This window comes from Pectobacterium carotovorum (genome assembly GCF_033898505.1).
GTDB lineage: Bacteria > Pseudomonadota > Gammaproteobacteria > Enterobacterales > Enterobacteriaceae > Pectobacterium > Pectobacterium carotovorum_J.
The window spans coordinates 81,912-99,377 of sequence record NZ_JAXAFK010000005.1 but is presented as its reverse complement, the minus strand read 5'-3'; the positions used below and the strand labels follow the sequence as shown (position 1 = coordinate 99,377).

Sequence of the window (17,466 nt, the reverse complement as noted above, 5' to 3'; positions counted from 1 at the left end):
ATGACATCGTTCCCCGGAACGCACAGCAATAATAATCATTATCATTCGCACTTGTAAAGTGCTTTTTGCGATAAATTCTTATTCTCAATACGGACTGCGGAACAGCCCGTTTTGCTCCCCTTCTGTTTGCTACTCTGGCTGCGCCAATGCCCTTGCCAGCAGGGTGATCGGGTGTTCGCACTTTTTGCTGGTCGACATCTCAATCTGCCATTTACAGGTTTCGCAGTCCGTCACCACGATATCGACCCCGCTCTCTTCAATCTGCTGGAACAGCGGTGCACCAATACCTTGCGACGTGGCGTAATTCTCTTTCTTGAAGCCGTAGGTGCCCGCAATACCGCAGCACTGGGAGTCCAACATCACCAGCTCAAGACCGGGGATGCGTTGCAGCAGCGCCAGGGTATACGCTGTCCACCCCATCCTCTCCAGGTGGCATGGCGTGTGATACGCCACCCGCAGCGGCAATTTACGCAGCGGCAGCGTCCGTCCCTCTTCTTCCAGCAGACGATAGAGCTGGCGCGTCACCAGTTCGATGCCATCGCGCACGTTGCCGTTATCCACGCCCAGCAGATGCGGGTATTCATCCCGCAGCGTGAACGTACAGCTGGATGACGTCGCGACCACCGGCAGGGATTTCTGATTGATTGCCTCATCCAGCGACGTGATATTCGCGCGTGCCTGCTTTCTGGCCTTGTCGTGAAAACCATTGGCGATCAGCGGTACGCCACAGCATTTCTCTTTATTCAGCAACTGGACGCCAATACCCATCGCGTTAAAGACCTGAACCAGATCTTTACCCAGCTGTGGATGGTTGTAGTTCACATAGCAGCCGTGGAAATAAGCGACCTGCTCATCATAGGCCTGCTGCTTTGCCGCCTGCTGACGATACCAGCGCCGGAAGGTGCCGAACGAGTATTTCGGCAACTGGCGACGATGGTCGATTTTCAACGCTTTATCCAGCAGTTGGCGCACCGGCTTCAGGCTGGTAGCCGTATTGACCAGCGGCGCAAACGGCGTGGCAATCGATCCCATGAGGTCGGTATGGCTCAGAATCGCGTCGCGCAATGTCGGCTTGTGGCTGCTGTGCGTCGCTTTTGCACGCTGAATAATGTCGCCAATTTTGACATCCGATGGGCACGCGACCTCACAACGTTTGCAGTTGGTGCAGTATTTCAGCGCATCATCATACAGCGCCGGCTCTTTGCGCCGCAGGCGTTCGCCGTCCGGTCCGGCCTGTTTCGGGCCGGGATAAAGCGGATTCACGCGCGAAACCGGGCAGTACGTGGTACAGACCGTACACTTGATGCAATCTTCAAAACTGTTATCGCTAAGCAGGCTCATGGGTTGCCCTCCTTCAAAATCTGTTCGGCAACATGAAGTGCGCTGAGCAAGGAAACCCCAGCTCCACATCCCTGCACGATCGGGTCGAAACCTTCCAGCACCGCGCCGATGGCGTACAGATTACCGATCGCTTTGCCTCCAATACGCGGGTGCAGATGCTCATCGACAATCGCACCAAACTGCATATAAGGCTGCGGCGCAAACACATCCTGCTGGCTCCAGCCCTCGCGCTGGTCAGCGAACCGAACGTCCAACCCAAAGACCGGTTCAGTCACCCGATCGAACTGCGTCACCAGCCCGTTGCTGAAGAAGCTGCCGCTCGCCAGCACCGCATGCTTCGCCCGCAGCGGAATATCACGGTGATGGTGGCTATGGACGGCAATCTCCTGCGGCGACAGCGAGGCACGCACCGCACGATCGCCCGGCATCACCATGCCACCCAGTTGGCGAAAGCGCTGCGACAGCGCCTGATGCAAGCGCAACCCGAGCACTGAAGGTGGTAAGGTCGGCAACAACATCACCGGTTTACCTAGCGCCTCAGCGAGTTCACCCACCACCTCGGGGGTATCCAATCCCAGACAGGCGGGCATGATGATGGCATCGTTACCGTTGGCCAGAAGCGACAACTCCTCCACCAGCGCCGAACGATTTTCCGGCCGGTCGAGCACGCGGGCGATATTTACCGCACGGAATTCACTGGGATTTTGGCGTAACCGATCCAGCACCGGCAGCTTGAGGTCATCACTGCGCGCCGCGATCCCCTGTGCCTGGAGCGTACCGGCAACAATTCGGGACTGAAAATCCAGAAAACCGTCGATACCTGCAATCAGCGGATTGTCGCCAAAGCCAGAATCCGGCAGACCACGCGTTACGCCATCGACCGGACTCAGCCAGCAGGCACGAAACTTACCTAGCGGCGTCATGCGCCAGTGGTTCTGCTGATGATTGCCCTGCAAGGAGATAGTGCTGCGTGTCAGCAGCGCCTCAACCTGTGGCAACAGGGCCGCCACTGCCGCCGCACCCATACGGGAATAAGGGTGGTGAGGAGCCTGACGCGCCAGCTCATCCAACGCCTCAAGCGGCTGACTCACGGGCTGCCCGTCAGGGAGATGGGAAAGTAAATCCAGCGCACCGGAAGAAAAATGCAGCGCATTCTGCCCGGCGCTGACAATGGCGCAGCGTTTTCCCTGCTCCGCTAAGCGAATACCGCAGGTCAGCCCCGCGAGCCCTCCGCCAATAATTACAACGTCATAGCGCATGGCGATCCTCCTGACTGTCGCTGGCCGTCAGGCCGCACAAACCCTGATAAATCCAGCTGGTAAACTCGCTTTCACGCAGGGCATTGCCCCACGCAATCGGGCGAATGCCTTTCCAGCGTTCGTTCAAAAACTGACTGAGTTGCGTAAGCGACTGCTCCGGCGTCGCCGTGCCCAGACGGCACAGCAGACCCGCCGCACGACAGGCGCACAGTTCCCCCTGACAGGTGCCCATACCCACGCGAGTACGCCGACGCAGGTCAATCAGGTTATTCACCTGCAACGATTCCACGGCGTAGCGCACCTCCCCTGCCGTCACGGCCTCACATTCGCACACCAGACTGCGGTCCAGACGCTCGCCGGACAGCATTCTTCCAGCACGTTCACCGTGGCGATAAATCGCTGAACCACGCAGCGGGGCCGAGAGCGGTTTTGCCGCAGGATAAGCAGACAGGGCGTGAGGAACGGTTTTCACTTCATCCAGCGATTCAGAACCGGGCAGCGGCGTCTGCGCTGTCGAGCAGGCCACGTCATGGCCCAGCTTTTTGCAGATGGCGTCCGTCACCCACTCCGCCATCAGTCGGTAGGTCATCAGCTTGCCGCCGGTGATCGTGATAAACCCTTCCAGCCCGTCGCGGCTGGCATGGTCGAGCAGCACAATGCCGCGACTTACGCTACGCCCGCTGGGGTCACTGTCATTGGCAACAAGAGGACGGACGCCAGCATAGGCGCGCAAAATTCGCGTGCTCGCCAGCGACGGCGCCAGCATGGAACCTTCGCGCATCAGCGTTTCCACCTCAGCAGGCGTCACCAGCATATTGTCGATTTGGTCGTAGTCGATGTGAGTTGAGGTCGTACCAATCAGCGAAATGGTATCGCCCGGCACCAGAATGTCGGCATCCGCCGGTTTACGGCAGCGGTTGATCACCATGTTGTTGATGCGGTGCCCAAGAATCAGCAGTGCGCCTTTTGCCGGAAACATACGCACGCGCAGATCGGCATATTCCGCAATGTGTTGTCCCCAGATACCGCCAGCGTTGACGACCACCTGTGCGTATATTTCCGTTTCCACACCTTTTTTATGGTCGAAAACGCGCACGCCGGTAACCCGATCGCCCTGACGAATCAGTCCGATAACTTCATGATAGGTCAAGACTTCCGCGCCGTGCTCGCAGGCATCGATCATGTTGGCTGCCGTCAGGCGAAAGGGATCGACAGAACCATCCGGCACGCGCACCGCTCCAATCAGCGCCGGATTAGCCGCGGGTTCCAGCCGCAGCGCTTCCTGCGGATCTATCGCCTGCGCGCGAATCCCCGCCTGCTGGCAGGCGGTAATAAACTGCGCCTGCCAGCCGAGATCGTCTTCCGGCAACGTGATAAACAGACCGTCGGTAGGTTCAATACAGTGGCGGGCAATCCGCCGGAGAATCTGATTCTCTTCAATACATTCGCGGGCAGACTCGCCATCGGTAACCGCATAGCGGGCGCCGCTGTGTAATAGGCCGTGATTACGCCCGGTTGCCCCAGTCGCAATATCATAACGCTCAAGCAACAGGCAGCGCAGTCCGCGCAGGGCGCAATCCCGTGCAGTACCTGCCCCCGTCGCACCACCGCCGATGACAACCACGTCAGTTTCACGCCAGTTCTCGTTTGTTCGCATTGTGTTCTCGCTTAAGGCGGAGGGGATATATGTTGCTATTGGGACACAGAAAGAAGGGTTAATGTTTGATAAAGAGCAAAAACGAACACTAAACGAAAACAAAGGGGCGTTTAAAAACAATAAGTGTGATTTACATCACTAAAACCACACTGTGGAATTTTCCGATTCTGTTAACATGAGCGCAAAAATCGTCACAGTTTCATAAAAGTGTAACATTAGCGTCATGAATCACACTCATTTGCACGCTAGCCCCTTACAATAACGTTCGTAATAGAACAAAAAAGCTATCGTTTTTTTTCGCATTGGAGATATCTATGCTGAGTATTTTTAGGCCCGCCGCCCACCAGCCACGCGTGTCGCAGGATCGTGTCGATCCCCTCTATCGCCGTCTGCGCTGGCAGATCTTCATGGGGATCTTTTTTGGCTACGCCGCCTACTATCTGGTACGCAAAAACTTCACACTGGCAATGCCTTACCTGATTGAACAGGGCTTCTCACGCGGTGACCTTGGCTTTGCGCTGTCCGGTATCTCTATCGCCTACGGCTTTTCCAAATTCATCATGGGTTCGGTATCTGACCGTTCCAACCCACGGGTTTTCCTGCCTGCCGGTCTGATTCTGGCGGCCGCCGTGATGCTGTTCATGGGCTTCGTGCCGTGGGCGACATCAAGCATCGCGATTATGTTCGTCCTGCTGTTCCTGTGCGGTTGGTTCCAGGGAATGGGATGGCCACCGTGTGGACGCACCATGGTTCACTGGTGGTCGCAGAAAGAGCGTGGCGGCATCGTATCCGTATGGAACTGTGCTCACAACGTCGGCGGCGGGCTTCCGCCTCTGCTGTTCCTGCTGGGTATGGCCTGGTTTAACGACTGGAAAGCCGCACTCTACATGCCTGCTTTCGCCGCGATTCTGGTTGCGCTAATCGCATTTGCCCTGATGCGTGATACCCCGCAATCCTGTGGTTTGCCACCGATTGAAGAGTACAAAAACGACTATCCGGTTGACTACAATGAAAAAGACGAAGAAGAACTGACAGCTAAGCAGATTTTCATGCAGTACGTTTTCCCGAACAAACTGCTGTGGTACATCGCTATCGCCAACGTCTTCGTTTACCTGCTGCGTTACGGCATCCTCGACTGGTCACCGACTTATCTGAAAGAAGTGAAACACTTCGCACTGGATAAATCGTCCTGGGCCTACTTCCTGTACGAATACGCGGGTATTCCGGGTACGCTGCTGTGCGGCTGGATGTCCGATAAAGTGTTCAAAGGCAACCGTGGTGCAACGGGCGTGTTCTTTATGACACTGGTGACGATAGCGACCATCGTGTACTGGATGAACCCAGCCGGTAATCCGGGTGTGGATATGGCCTGTATGATCGTCATCGGCTTCCTGATCTACGGCCCGGTTATGCTGATTGGTCTGCACGCGCTGGAACTGGCACCGAAGAAAGCAGCAGGGACAGCAGCAGGCTTTACCGGTCTGTTCGGCTACCTCGGTGGTTCCGTTGCCGCCAGCGCCATCGTCGGCTACACCGTTGACTTCTTCGGTTGGGATGGCGGCTTCATGGTCATGATCGGCGGCAGCATTCTGGCGGTACTTCTGCTGATTGTTGTTATGCTGAATGAGAAAAAACATAAAGCAGAGTTAGCCAACCGCGCTTAACCCGCTCTTGTAAGCATCCCTCTGGCGGCGTCATGATGACGCCTCCTTTCTCTCAACAGAAAGAGGTTTGATCGCATGAACGTTACCGTAACATCCCTACTCTCCGCCCTCGCACTCTCCGTTTCCCTTAGTGCTTCCAGTCACGCGAGTGGCTCCGCTTCATCAACCGACAAAATCGTTATTGCCCACCGCGGTGCCAGCGGCTATCTGCCCGAGCATACGTTTCCGGCCAAGGCAATGGCCTACGCTCAAGGTGCCGATTATCTGGAGCAGGATCTGGTGCTCACCAAAGATAACGCACTGATTGTCCTGCATGACCACTATCTGGATCGCGTGACCGACGTTGCGGAACGTTTTCCGCAACGTGCCCGCAAAGATGGACGCTTTTACGCCATCGATTTCACGCTGAAAGAAATCAAGTCACTGAAATTTACCGAAGGATTCGACATCAAAGACGGCAAGCAGGTACAGAGCTACCCGAACCGTTTTCCGATGTGGAAATCCGACTTCCGTATTCATACCTTTCAGGAAGAAATTGAATTTATTCAGGGACTGAACCACTCAACCGGCAAGAACATCGGCCTCTACCCCGAAATCAAAGCACCGTGGTTTCACCATCAGGAAGGGAAAGACATCGCGCGCGAAACGCTGGCCGTATTGAAGCAGTATGGCTATACGAAAAAAAGCGATAAGGTCTTCCTGCAATCGTTTGATGTTGCCGAGCTAAAGCGCATCAAAACCGAATTGCAGCCGCAGATGAAGATGGACCTAAACCTGATTCAGTTGATTGCCTATACCGACTGGCATGAAACCTACGAGAAACAGGCCGATGGGACGTGGGTGAATTACAACTACGACTGGATGCAAAAGCCCGGCGCCATGCAGCAGATTGCAACCTATGCCGATGGTATCGGGCCGGACTACCACATGCTCGTCCAGAAAGGTTCGACGTCTGACAACATCACCTTTACCGACATGGTGAAGGACGCCCATCAACATAAACTTCAGGTACACCCGTTCACGGCAAGGGCCGACAGGCTACCGGCGTACGCCAAGGATATCGATCGGCTCTACGATATTCTCTACTATCAGGCGGATGTTGACGGGCTGTTCACCGATTTCCCCGACAAAGCGGTCGATTTTCTGAAAAAACCGCGCTGAAGTTCAGCGATCCCATCGGGCAGTACGTGCCCGATGGTACGTCGGTTCGAGAATATACGGCTTACTTCAGAAACAGTTCCCGCAGGTAATTCGGCACCGCGCTGTCTGCGTTAGAACCAATCACTTCGCGATCCGGCAGTAAATCTTTCAGGCGCTGATGTGCGTTCTGCATGACGCAGCCTTTACCTGCCATCGACAGCATTTCGTAGTCGTTCATACCATCGCCAAACGCTACGCACTCTTTGAGCGAGAAGCCGATGATCTTCGCCACCTGCTCCAGCGCATGGCCTTTAGATACGCCGCCCGCCATCACTTCCAGACAGGTGAGCGTCGAAAAGCTCACGTTAACGCGGTCGCCCCAACGCGCATTGATCGCTTCTTCCAACGGCAGCAGCTGTTCATGGGAATCGCAGGTAAAGAACACCTTGCTGACGCCATCGGTTTCCAGCAACGCAGGCTCGAACAACTTGTATTTAAAGATCGACTCTTTGAAGAAACGCTCTTCTTCCACTCGTGGACGGTTCATAAACCACTCATCATCGCGGTACACGTGCGTCAGCATATCGGGGTTAGTGTGTACGACGCTGTAAAGGTCGCGGGCGATATCCTGATCCAGATTGTGGCTAAAAATCAGCTCGCCCTGCGAGTTGTGCACTCGCGCGCCATTCGAGGTAATCATAAACGCGCTGATGCCGAGATTATCGCGGATCTGCGCGACATCCATGTGGTGCCGTCCGGTCGCGAACACAAAGTGAATCCCTTTTTCCGTCAGCAGCCTGAGGGTTTCTTTTGCATACGGGGACAGCGAGTGGTCAGGTGACAGCAGTGTGCCATCTAAATCGGAAGCAACGACATGGTACATAACGATGAGATCTCACTTCTGGTGTGTTATAGCGGCACGCGCCGCAAAAAATTAACGAGGTTACTCCGCGTCCATTAAGCGGTTTACCAACAGCCTAAAATCAATGATAACGCGCAAAATGCGCCAGAATCAGCGCAAATGCCTGAGCGCGGAGGTTATCCGTTTCAAAGAGAATTTCATGCCGCGCCCCGGGGATAACCTGTAAAACGCCGCTCGCATTGGCGTTACCGCTCTGCGCCAGCGCCTGGCAAAACGCATTCTGGCTGCGGTTATCCACCACGCGTTCCTCCCCCGCCTGTAACAGCAGAAGCGGCGTAGTGACCGTGCTGGCCTGTGCCTGCAACTGTTTCCCCGCCAGTATCGCTTCACGTACCCAGTGATAAGTGGGGCCGCCTACGCGCAAATCTGGTGAATCCGCATAAAATCGAATGCTGCGCTGGTAGCGTTCACGGCTGTGCGTCAGCACATTCATCCGATAAGGCAACGGACGCCACTGTCCGGTGCCGATGGCGTAATAATCGCGTATCGCCGGGCGACGCTCTGCCCAATCGACAATCCACCCGGCGACGCAATGAGGAAGCGGCAAGCGGATACCAAACATCGGCGCGCACAGCGCCACGGCATCAAACATCGCGGGCTGACGAATCAGCAACTGTGCCAGAATCGCGCCCCCCATTGAATGCGCTAACGCAAACCGATGGGTATATTGCTTAGGGCCAATGTGCTGCTGACACAGCGTTTCGGCATCATCAACATAATCACTGAAGCGCACGACGTGTCCACGGTGGCCGTCTTGCAGCACCCGTCCAGACCGACCTTGCCCACGGTGATCCATGATGAGTACATCATAGCCGCTATGAAAGAGGTCATAAGCCACTTCGCTATATTTGACATAGCTTTCGATACGGCCTGAAAAGACAACGACAATCTTGTCGTGCTGTGGCGCGGTAAAACGAACGAACCGGATAGGTACGTCATCAACGCCAGAGAATTCGCCCTCTTCGCGCTGACGCCAGAAATCCAGTAATTCTCCGGTAGCAAAAGCGGCAAACTGCGCTTCTCGCGTTAACAGGTTCAAGGTTAACCCTTCAGGCGTTAACCGTTCCGACGTAAACAACGTATTGTGGCGTTGAATCATCACACCTCTCCGGTGACGCGGGAAAACTAAAGCTAGCGGAAGAACATGACAAGCAGTGGAGCACAAGCGTATTGTGACATAAAAAACAGACAGACTCTCGTAATACAGAACGTGATTCAGGGGCATGCTTTATGACATTGGATTGGTGGTTAACCTATTTACTCACAACGCTTATTCTCAGCCTGTCACCCGGCTCTGGTGCCATCAACACCATGAGCACCGGCATTAGCCACGGCTACCGCGGCGCGGCGGCCTCGATCTGTGGTTTACAGGTCGGGCTGGCGATTCATATCGTACTGGTCGGCATCGGGCTAGGCGCGCTGCTTAACCAGTCCGTACTGGCTTTCGATATGCTGAAATGGCTGGGCGCTGCTTATCTGATTTGGCTGGGGATTCAGCAATGGCGTGCCGCGGGGGCACTGGATCTTCAGGCGATCGCCAGCGCGATGCCGCGCCGTAGACTCTTTAAACGCGCGGTGCTGGTGAATCTGACCAACCCGAAAAGCATCGTGTTTCTGGCGGCGCTGTTCCCGCAGTTCATTATCCCCCACCAGCCGCAGGCCGCACAGTATCTGGTGTTGGGCGTCACCACCGTGGTAGTCGATATTATCGTGATGATTGGCTATGCCACGCTAGCCACGCGCATCGCCGGCTGGCTAAAAGGCCCACGGCAGATGAAGATGCTCAACCGGATATTCGGTTCACTGTTTGTGCTGGTTGGCGCGTTACTCGCCACGGCGAGAAAGGCCTGATGAAAGAGCGCGCAGTCGTGAATGGCGGCGCGCTTTTTTCTCGGAGAAAGGGTTTTCCTACGGCTTTTTCTCCACAGAACGTGCGCTGGGAGACATCCTCGCAGGGAAAAATTAGCGAGAGAAAATCAGGTGTAGACCAAATCCGGTAAACAGCACACCTGCTACGCCATCCACCCATTTCGCCAAACGCTGATAGCCGCGACGCATGGCCGGTAGGGCGAAAACCATCGCGACCAGACTGAACCAGATCAGCGTTTCAATCGAGATCAGCGCAAACAATCCCCAGCGAGCACCGCTGCCGACGCTGTCGCCAACAAACAGCGAGAACACGCTGCCGAAATAGATCAGCGCCTTCGGGTTAGCCAGATTCGTCAATAACCCGCGCATAAAGGTTTTGCCACGCTGAGGCAAGACCACCGCCGTTTCCTGCGTGGTTTCCAGTTGCGCTTTACGCCGTGCGGAGCGCAGCATCTGCCAGCCCATCCAGCACAGGTACAGCCCGCCGCCGACGGTAATAGCCGTATGTAGCCAGGCCATTTTTTGCAACAGCAGATGCAGCCCCAGCAGCGCGATCGCCGCCCAGACCACCACGCCCAGAGAAATACCCAGCACGCCCATCATCGCTTCACGTCGGGAACGGCTGGCCGCGGTTTGTGAAACGAAAAAGAAATCCGGCCCCGGGCTCATCAGCGCAATGAAATGCACCAGCGCCACCGTCAGAAATAGCATCAGCATGTTGGTTTTCCTGTTTTTAAATGCAGTCAGACAAGACGAGCGTTACTCGTCATCATTATCGACATGATCGCGAATCATGTTCATGAAAGGCGCACCGAAACGTTCGAGTTTACGGTGTCCTACCCCGTTGATATTCAGCAGTTCACCCGCGGTGATCGGCATCAGTTCCGCCATCTCCAGCAGCGTCGCATCGCTGAACACCACGTAAGGCGGAATATTGTCTTCATCCGCGATGGATTTACGCAGTTTGCGCAATTTGGCGAACAGCTTACGGTCGTAATTTCCGCCGTAAGATTTTTGATTCGCGCGGGGTTTCAGGTTAATCACACGCGGCACGGCCAGCTGTAGCGGCACTTCTCCGCGCAATACCGGACGCGCCGATTCGGTAAGCTGTACAGCGGAATGCATCGTGATGTTCTGGTTCAGCAAACCCAGATGAATCAGTTGGCGCAGTACGCTGACCCAATGCTCCTGCGATTTGTCCTTACCGATGCCGTAAACCGGCAGCTTGTCATGACCAAAATCTCGGATACGCTGGTTATTTGCGCCGCGCAGCACCTCGACGATATACCCTAAACCAAAGCGCTGCCCGACCCGATACACGCAGGACAGCGCCTTTTGCGCTTCAACCAGCCCGTCATAGCGCTTCGGCGGATCGAGACAAACATCGCAGTTACCGCAGGGTTGTTGGCGTCCTTCACCGAAATAGTTCAGCAGCACCAAACGCCGACAGGTCTGTGCTTCGGCAAACGCGCCCATCGCATTGAGCTTATGGCGCTCGATATCCAACTGCGGCCCAGCGGGTTTTTCTTCCAGACAGCGGCGCAGCCACGCCATATCCGCCGGATCGTAGAACAACGCGGCTTCAGCCGCGAGGCCGTCACGTCCGGCACGCCCCGTTTCCTGATAGTAGGATTCGATATTGCGCGGAATATCAAAATGCACCACAAATCGCACGTTAGGTTTGTTGATGCCCATACCAAATGCGACGGTCGCCACCACCACCTGAAGATCGTCACGCAGGAACGCTTCCTGCACCTGCGCACGCCGTTCATTATCCAGACCAGCGTGATACGCTCCTGCGCTCAGCCCACGGGCCTGCAAACGCGCGCAAATATCCTCCACGCGGGAGCGGCTATTGCAGTAGATGATACCGCTTTTCCCACGCTGCCCCTGCACGAACATCCAGAGCTGATCGAGCGGTTTAAACTTCTCTACCAGCGTGTAGCGAATGTTCGGGCGGTCAAAACTGTTGATCTGAATGAGCGGCGACCGCAGATCCAGCAGGCGAACGATATCGTTGCGCGTGGTCTCGTCAGCGGTGGCCGTCAAAGCGATGAAAGGAAGATGGGGAAAACGCTGTTTAATCTGCCCCAGAGCGCGGTATTCAGGGCGGAAATCGTGTCCCCATTGGGAAATGCAGTGCGCTTCATCCACCGCGATCAGGGCGATCTGCCAGTGGGCGAGATGATCGAGGAAGCTATCTGTCGTCAGACGTTCCGGCGCAATATACAGCAGCTTGATTTGACCGGTACGGCAACCCGCCATCACTTCAAGCTGCTGTTCACGCGTCTGCGTCGAATTCAGGCAGGCAGCCGACACACCGTAGGCCTGAAGCTGATCGACCTGATCTTTCATCAGCGAAATCAGCGGAGACACCACCAGCGTCAGCCCGTCCATCACCAGCGCGGGGATTTGATAGCACAGCGACTTGCCGCCGCCTGTTGGCATGATAACCAGACAGTCCTGCCCACTGAGCGTCGCGCTGATAATTTCCTGCTGACCCGGTCGGAATTGCTGGTAGCCGAACGTGTCCCGCAGAACCTGAACCGCCAGCGCTTCCTTATTCAATACTTCCGCCGTAGACACGCCTTCCCCAATTCAATGAAATCAAACAGGCGCTATTTTCAGCGCCGTTTGGTAAAACTGCAATGGTTAAGTTTGGTAAAACGACGATGGCTAAAAACGGCAATCGCTAAAACACACGATCATTAGAACATGTCGTTCAGCGTCACCCCAACGCCGAAGCGGGTCTGGCGGTGGTTGTAGTCAATCAGAGATTCGCCGTAGCCGCTAAAGACCTTAGTATAAAAGCGAACATGACGCGTCAGCGGATAGCTCCAGCCCAGTTCACCACCGCCGTAGCCGCTGTTCCAGTTATAACGCCCTTCCGCGCTAAAGACGCTGTCGCCCCACACATAGCCGACGCGTAAGCGATAATGGCCCATGTATTTGGTGATGTCCGGGTTATCGTCCTGGCTATCGGAGAAACGTATCCACGGTTTCACATCGATCTGCCAGTTGCCGTTCTGCGCCATCAGGCGGGTATAAGCGCGGTTCCAACTGCGTGACGTCGGTTCGGAACGGCCGTTAGACTGGTGGTTAAAGCCCACTTCGATATCCCGCAGTGTCCAGCCCGCAAAGTCGTAGTTCGTTGCCCAGCCCAAAAAGACCTGTGGCTCATAGTCCGTTTCACGGAACGGAGAAGACTCACTCTTATTCGACAACTGCCACCATGAGCGCTGCGTATAGGAAGCGCCCAGCAGCGAGTTATCGCCCAGAATGCCACGCCAGATCGGGAACCCCAGGCTCAACTGGTAATGCACTTCATCTTTACGTGCTTCATCGCCCCAGTTATAGCTCTGGATCGCGGTTTTATTGATGTTGCTGGTATAGGTGTAGAGTAAGTAGTTACTTTCATAAGGATAGAGGACAAACGGGGTATCGTGCTCTTGTAACAGACTGGCGATAATGCTGCCGCGTACCGCCGGTTGATTTGGCGCTGGCGCGTTCGTTGTGACTTCAGCATGAGCCTGCGCCATCAGTAATGCTGCCAATACGAATCCTATTTTATGCATTTATTTTCTCCGACATGTTTTTCTCCAGCATTCTTTTATAAATAAAGTCTTTTATCTAAATAAACTCGTTTATCTAATCGGCCATTCCCCACTCAAGCCCGCCATTCTACACAGTTCAACAACGTTTGAATTAGCACTCCCTCGTTTATCGGCCTTTTCTGGAAAGAAACAAAATCAATGCATAAAATAAACACTTGCATAACCTTATTGCATCAAATTAACCACACTTAATGCGTATCTCTTATTGCTTGGACGGGAAACGACTATGGCTGACGTACCATCATTTCAGGGCATCCCCCCATTTCAGGGAGCCACATTAACCAGAGATACCGTGCGCCAGCTTGTTGGCGAGATTTTCATTTACAAAATGCCGTTTAACATCGAATTAGGTCTTGAATTACAGCAGTTTGAAGCCGACAAAGCCGTCCTGACATTCGCCCGGCAAGAGAAGCTCATCGGCAATGCGGCACAAAAAATTCTGCACGGCGGCGTGATTGCCGCCGGACTGGACGTCGCTGCCGGATTGGTGTGCGTCGGCAACACGCTGCTGCGTCATGAGACGATTAGCGATCAGGAGTTTCATCACCGGCTCGCCCGCATGGGAACCATTGATATGCGGGTCGATTATCTGCGTCCGGGCTATGGAGAACACTTCACCATTACCAGCACGCTGCTGCGCGGCGGCAATAAAATCGCCGTCGCACGCGCCGAATTGCATAACGAACAGGGCTCGCATCTGGCCAGCGCCACCGCAACCTATATTGTCGGGTAGCCTTTCTCGTGGGCAGACATGGTTGCCGGGTAATGTTGTCATTAACACTTTACGTGAAAGCGCTCACAGTTTTGGGTAGACTTAACGTTTTCCCGCCGTCCTTATCGAGTCACCCATGAACGCGCAACAAACCCGTGAGGGGATATTTTTCGCCCTCGGTGCGTATTTTATTTGGGGAATTGCTCCCGTTTATTTCAAGCTGCTTGAGCACGTTCCACCCAATGAAATACTGACGCACCGTATTATCTGGTCATTCTTCTTTATGCTGATCCTGCTGACCATCGGCCGGAAATGGCGTCAGGTGAGCTATGCCTGCCGCAACGTCAAGCATCTGTTTCTGCTGGCATTAACGGCGGTGCTTATCGGCGGAAACTGGCTGTTGTACATCTGGGCGGTCAACAACCATCACATGCTGGAAGCCAGTCTGGGGTATTTTATCAACCCGCTGGTCAACGTTATGTTGGGCATGATCTTCCTTGGAGAGCGCTTTCGCCGTCTGCAATGGCTGGCCGTGCTGCTCGCGGTGACGGGCGTACTGGTTCAGTTATGGACGTTCGGCTCGCTGCCGGTTATCGCGCTGGGGCTGGCATTCAGCTTCGCGTTATACGGCCTGCTGCGTAAGAAGATTGGTATCGACGGGCAAACCGGTATGCTGATCGAAACGCTGTGGCTGCTGCCGGTCGCGGTCATTTATCTGTTTTTTATTGCCGACACGCCAAGCAGCCATCTGACAGCCAATCCCTGGTCGCTGAACCTGCTGCTGCTCTCGGCGGGTATCGTCACTACGGTGCCGCTGCTGTTTTTCACCGCGGCGGCCATGCGCCTTCGCCTGTCAACGCTCGGCTTTTTCCAGTATCTCGGCCCTACGATCATGTTCCTGCTGGCAGTAGTGTTCTACGGTGAAACGTTCAGCAGCGACAAGCTCGTCACTTTTGCCTTCATCTGGGGCGCGCTGGTGCTGTTCATTTTGGATGCGCTTTATACGCAGCGTAAGCTACGGCGTACGCCAGCTACACCTTCCCAGCCTCAACACGACGGGAAATAAAGCGCGATAAGATCGGGCTGAATAGCAGCGTCGAAAACAGCCGCAGCGTCTGCATGGCAATGACAAACGCCATATCGACCCGACTGCCTGCGGCAATAATCGCAATCGAATCCAGCCCGCCGGGGCTGGTCGCCAGAAAGGCGGTCAGCATATCCACCGGCATCATTTTCGTCACCATCCACGCCATTCCGCCACACAGCAGCATCAATCCGACTATCGACGCCATCATGTGCGGCAGTGTGCGTATCGCCAGCAAAAAGATAGGGCGAGTAAAGCAGAGCCCGACGCTCCAGCCGATAAAGGCATAGGCCAGCGCCAGCAGCCACTCTGGCGTTTGCAAGTGCAAGGTGCCGCTGGCATGCAGCATTGAACCGATGATCATCGGCCCCAGCAGCGCCCCGGATGGAATACGCAGGCGTCTTCCCAGCCACGCGCTGCCAAACGCCACGCCGAGCGTTGCCAGAAAGCGCCAGTCCAGTTCAGGAAACCAGACCAGCATCGCACTGTTTTCTGCCGCCTCGTCACCCAAACTCAGGCGCGCCACAAACGCTGCCGAGGCGGTAACCATCAGCACGCGTAAATATTGCATGAAGGCAACGAGCCGCACGTCTGCGCCAAATTCCCCTGCCATAGCGACCATCGCCGACGCACCGCCCGGCGATGCCCCCCAGGTTCCGGTTGTTCCGGGCAGTTCGCTAAATTTGACCAGCAGCCAGCCGGACAGCCCGCTGGCCACCAGCGTCGCCAGCAGAATGAACAGCACCAGCGGCCATTCGCTCATCAGCGGTTTCAGGATAGAGAATGACAGGCTTTGTGCAACCAGACAGCCCAGAACGGCATTGCTGCCCGCAAAGCAGACGGGCGGGATGCGAATCGTCGCGCCGTTTAACCCCATGACGACGCCGACCATCATCGGCCCCAGCAACAGCGCGGCGGGAACGTGGTAAATCTGTAGTCCAAACCCCAGTGATAACGAAACCGACAGCAATATTCCCCATTGCATCCAAGGAGACATCCCTTTCATGCACACGACCTGTTTTTAGTAATAGAAAGTAAGAGTGGAAAGTAAGAATAGAAAGACTGTCCGCCATTCTAAACAAGATGGCCGGAGAATGAACAGGCGCGGGATAATAAACAGGAATGGTGGGGCGGAAAACGTTAAATGAGAAAGGCGTGTTGACGCGCCTGAGGGGTCAACCCCATCAGGCGCATACGGGAAGATTTACAGCCAGTTTTTACGTTTGAAATAGAGGTACGGAGCCAGTCCGGCGAGAATCATTAGCACAATCGCGCCCGGATAACCAAACGACCACTTCAGCTCTGGCATAAACTCAAAGTTCATCCCATAGCTGGACGCCACCAGCGTCGGTGGCAGGAACACCACGGAGACCACCGAGAAGATCTTGATAATCCGGCTCTGCTCGATGTTGATAAAGCCCATCGCCGCCTGCATCAGGAAGTTAACTTTCTGGAACAGGGATTCGTTGTGCGGCAGCAGAGATTCGATATCGCGTAAAATTTCGCGCGCCTGCTCCAACTGGCCGGATGGCAAGCGGGCTTTACGCACCAGAAAATTCAACGCACGTTGGGTATCCATCAGACACAGGCGCACTTTCCAGCCCACGTCTTCCAGTTCCGCCAGCGTGGACAACGCATCGTCGTACTCTTCGCCCTGCCGCCCTTCCATAATGATGCGGCTCAGCGATTCCAGATCGCTGTAGATGTTCTCGATTTCGTCCGCCAGTTGCTCAATTTTCGTCTCAAAGAGATCGAGCAGCAGTTCATAAGCATTGCCGTCCACCAGCGTTTGGTTGCGGGCGCGCATGCGGTACAGGCGGAACGCGGGCAGTTCACGCTCACGCAGGGTGTACAGGCGACCATCGCGGATGGTAAACGCCACCGTGGAGTTACCGGCGTGATCCTCAGCATCTTCGAAAAAGAAAAAGGAGTGAATATGCAGGCCATCTTCATCTTCAAAAAAACGTGCCGACGCTTCAATATCTTCCAGTTCCGGACGGGTTGCCAGGCTTTGTCCCAGTTCGTTTTGTACTTTTTCACGCTCATCGTCTTCCGGTTCGATCAAATCGACCCAAACTGACGTGGTGAGATCATCGGAGTCATCCAGTTCCAGACGAGATAAACGGCAATTATCCAGTTTAAATGCGCTCAGCATGGGCCATAGCTCCCCTTTCAGTAGCAGAGATGGACAACGCGATTGAAGC

General features: G+C 55.0%; 15 protein-coding genes. 5 read left to right on the top strand and 10 right to left on the bottom strand.

The window, feature by feature from the left end:
- Positions 1-129 precede the first annotated feature (129 nt).
- The 3 genes from glpC to glpA are packed head-to-tail and all read right to left on the bottom strand — an operon-like array spanning position 130 to position 4,257.
- A complete protein-coding gene (gene glpC / locus R9X49_RS18855) occupies positions 130-1,341 on the bottom strand; it encodes an anaerobic glycerol-3-phosphate dehydrogenase subunit GlpC (RefSeq protein WP_319849874.1) in 1,212 nt (403 codons plus the stop codon).
- Positions 1,338-2,600 (bottom strand): glycerol-3-phosphate dehydrogenase subunit GlpB, encoded by a 1,263-nt coding sequence (glpB, locus tag R9X49_RS18850; protein ID WP_319849873.1) that lies wholly within the window; start codon positions 2,598-2,600, stop codon positions 1,338-1,340. Before glpB ends, glpC begins: the two co-directional genes overlap by 4 nt.
- A complete protein-coding gene (glpA, locus tag R9X49_RS18845) occupies positions 2,590-4,257 on the bottom strand; it encodes an anaerobic glycerol-3-phosphate dehydrogenase subunit A (protein WP_319849872.1) in 1,668 nt (555 codons plus the stop codon). Before glpA ends, glpB begins: the two co-directional genes overlap by 11 nt.
- 314 nt (positions 4,258-4,571) lie before the next feature.
- Between glpA and glpT the strand changes: the two genes are divergently transcribed.
- Together glpT and glpQ are read left to right on the top strand one after the other, a co-directional pair.
- A complete protein-coding gene (glpT, locus tag R9X49_RS18840) occupies positions 4,572-5,921 on the top strand; it encodes a glycerol-3-phosphate transporter (protein WP_319849871.1) in 1,350 nt (449 codons plus the stop codon).
- Positions 5,922-5,996: 75 nt separating this feature from the next.
- Positions 5,997-7,082: a glycerophosphodiester phosphodiesterase gene (gene glpQ / locus R9X49_RS18835; RefSeq protein WP_319849869.1), complete on the top strand. Its 1,086-nt coding sequence runs from the start codon at positions 5,997-5,999 to the stop codon at positions 7,080-7,082.
- Between the two features lie 61 nt (positions 7,083-7,143).
- Here the strand turns inward: glpQ and yigL are convergent, their stop codons facing one another.
- Together yigL and pldB are read right to left on the bottom strand one after the other, a co-directional pair.
- Complete coding sequence (yigL, locus tag R9X49_RS18830) at positions 7,144-7,944, bottom strand: sugar/pyridoxal phosphate phosphatase YigL (RefSeq protein WP_319849867.1); 801 nt, start codon at positions 7,942-7,944, stop codon at positions 7,144-7,146.
- A 100-nt stretch (positions 7,945-8,044) separates the two neighbouring features.
- On the bottom strand, positions 8,045-9,082 hold the full coding sequence (gene pldB, locus R9X49_RS18825; RefSeq protein WP_319849866.1) for a lysophospholipase L2: 1,038 nt from the start codon (positions 9,080-9,082) through the stop codon (positions 8,045-8,047).
- 131 nt (positions 9,083-9,213) lie between these two features.
- Here pldB and rhtB point away from each other — a divergent pair, with 131 nt between their 5' ends.
- Positions 9,214-9,834 carry a homoserine/homoserine lactone efflux protein gene (gene rhtB, locus R9X49_RS18820; protein ID WP_225086091.1) on the top strand — a complete coding sequence of 207 codons (621 nt, stop codon included), beginning with the start codon at positions 9,214-9,216 and terminating at the stop codon, positions 9,832-9,834.
- Between the two features lie 111 nt (positions 9,835-9,945).
- On the opposite strand, the gene rhtC is transcribed toward rhtB, so the two are convergent.
- The 3 genes from rhtC to pldA form a co-directional block, all read right to left on the bottom strand.
- Positions 9,946-10,569, bottom strand: a complete 624-nt coding sequence (gene rhtC / locus R9X49_RS18815; protein ID WP_010284889.1) for a threonine export protein RhtC — start codon at positions 10,567-10,569, stop codon at positions 9,946-9,948.
- 42 nt (positions 10,570-10,611) lie between these two features.
- A complete protein-coding gene (gene recQ, locus R9X49_RS18810) occupies positions 10,612-12,438 on the bottom strand; it encodes an ATP-dependent DNA helicase RecQ (RefSeq protein WP_319849864.1) in 1,827 nt (608 codons plus the stop codon).
- Between the two features lie 122 nt (positions 12,439-12,560).
- Complete coding sequence (gene pldA, locus R9X49_RS18805; RefSeq protein ID WP_319849863.1) at positions 12,561-13,427, bottom strand: phospholipase A; 867 nt, start codon at positions 13,425-13,427, stop codon at positions 12,561-12,563.
- Positions 13,428-13,692: 265 nt separating this feature from the next.
- Between pldA and R9X49_RS18800 the strand changes: the two genes are divergently transcribed.
- Both R9X49_RS18800 and rarD read left to right on the top strand, forming a co-directional pair.
- Positions 13,693-14,199, top strand: a complete 507-nt coding sequence (locus tag R9X49_RS18800) for a thioesterase family protein (RefSeq protein WP_319849862.1) — start codon at positions 13,693-13,695, stop codon at positions 14,197-14,199.
- Between the two features lie 115 nt (positions 14,200-14,314).
- Positions 14,315-15,244 carry an EamA family transporter RarD gene (rarD, locus tag R9X49_RS18795; protein ID WP_319849860.1) on the top strand — a complete coding sequence of 310 codons (930 nt, stop codon included), beginning with the start codon at positions 14,315-14,317 and terminating at the stop codon, positions 15,242-15,244.
- On the opposite strand, the gene R9X49_RS18790 is transcribed toward rarD, so the two are convergent.
- Together R9X49_RS18790 and corA are read right to left on the bottom strand one after the other, a co-directional pair.
- The gene (locus R9X49_RS18790) at positions 15,210-16,268 is read right to left on the bottom strand and encodes an AbrB family transcriptional regulator (RefSeq protein WP_319849858.1); all 1,059 of its coding nucleotides are present in this window, start codon (positions 16,266-16,268) and stop codon (positions 15,210-15,212) included. The genes rarD and R9X49_RS18790 overlap by 35 nt on opposite strands.
- A 198-nt stretch (positions 16,269-16,466) precedes the next feature.
- Positions 16,467-17,417 carry a magnesium/cobalt transporter CorA gene (corA, locus tag R9X49_RS18785; protein ID WP_225086096.1) on the bottom strand — a complete coding sequence of 317 codons (951 nt, stop codon included), beginning with the start codon at positions 17,415-17,417 and terminating at the stop codon, positions 16,467-16,469.
- Between the last annotated feature and the right edge of the window lie 49 nt (positions 17,418-17,466).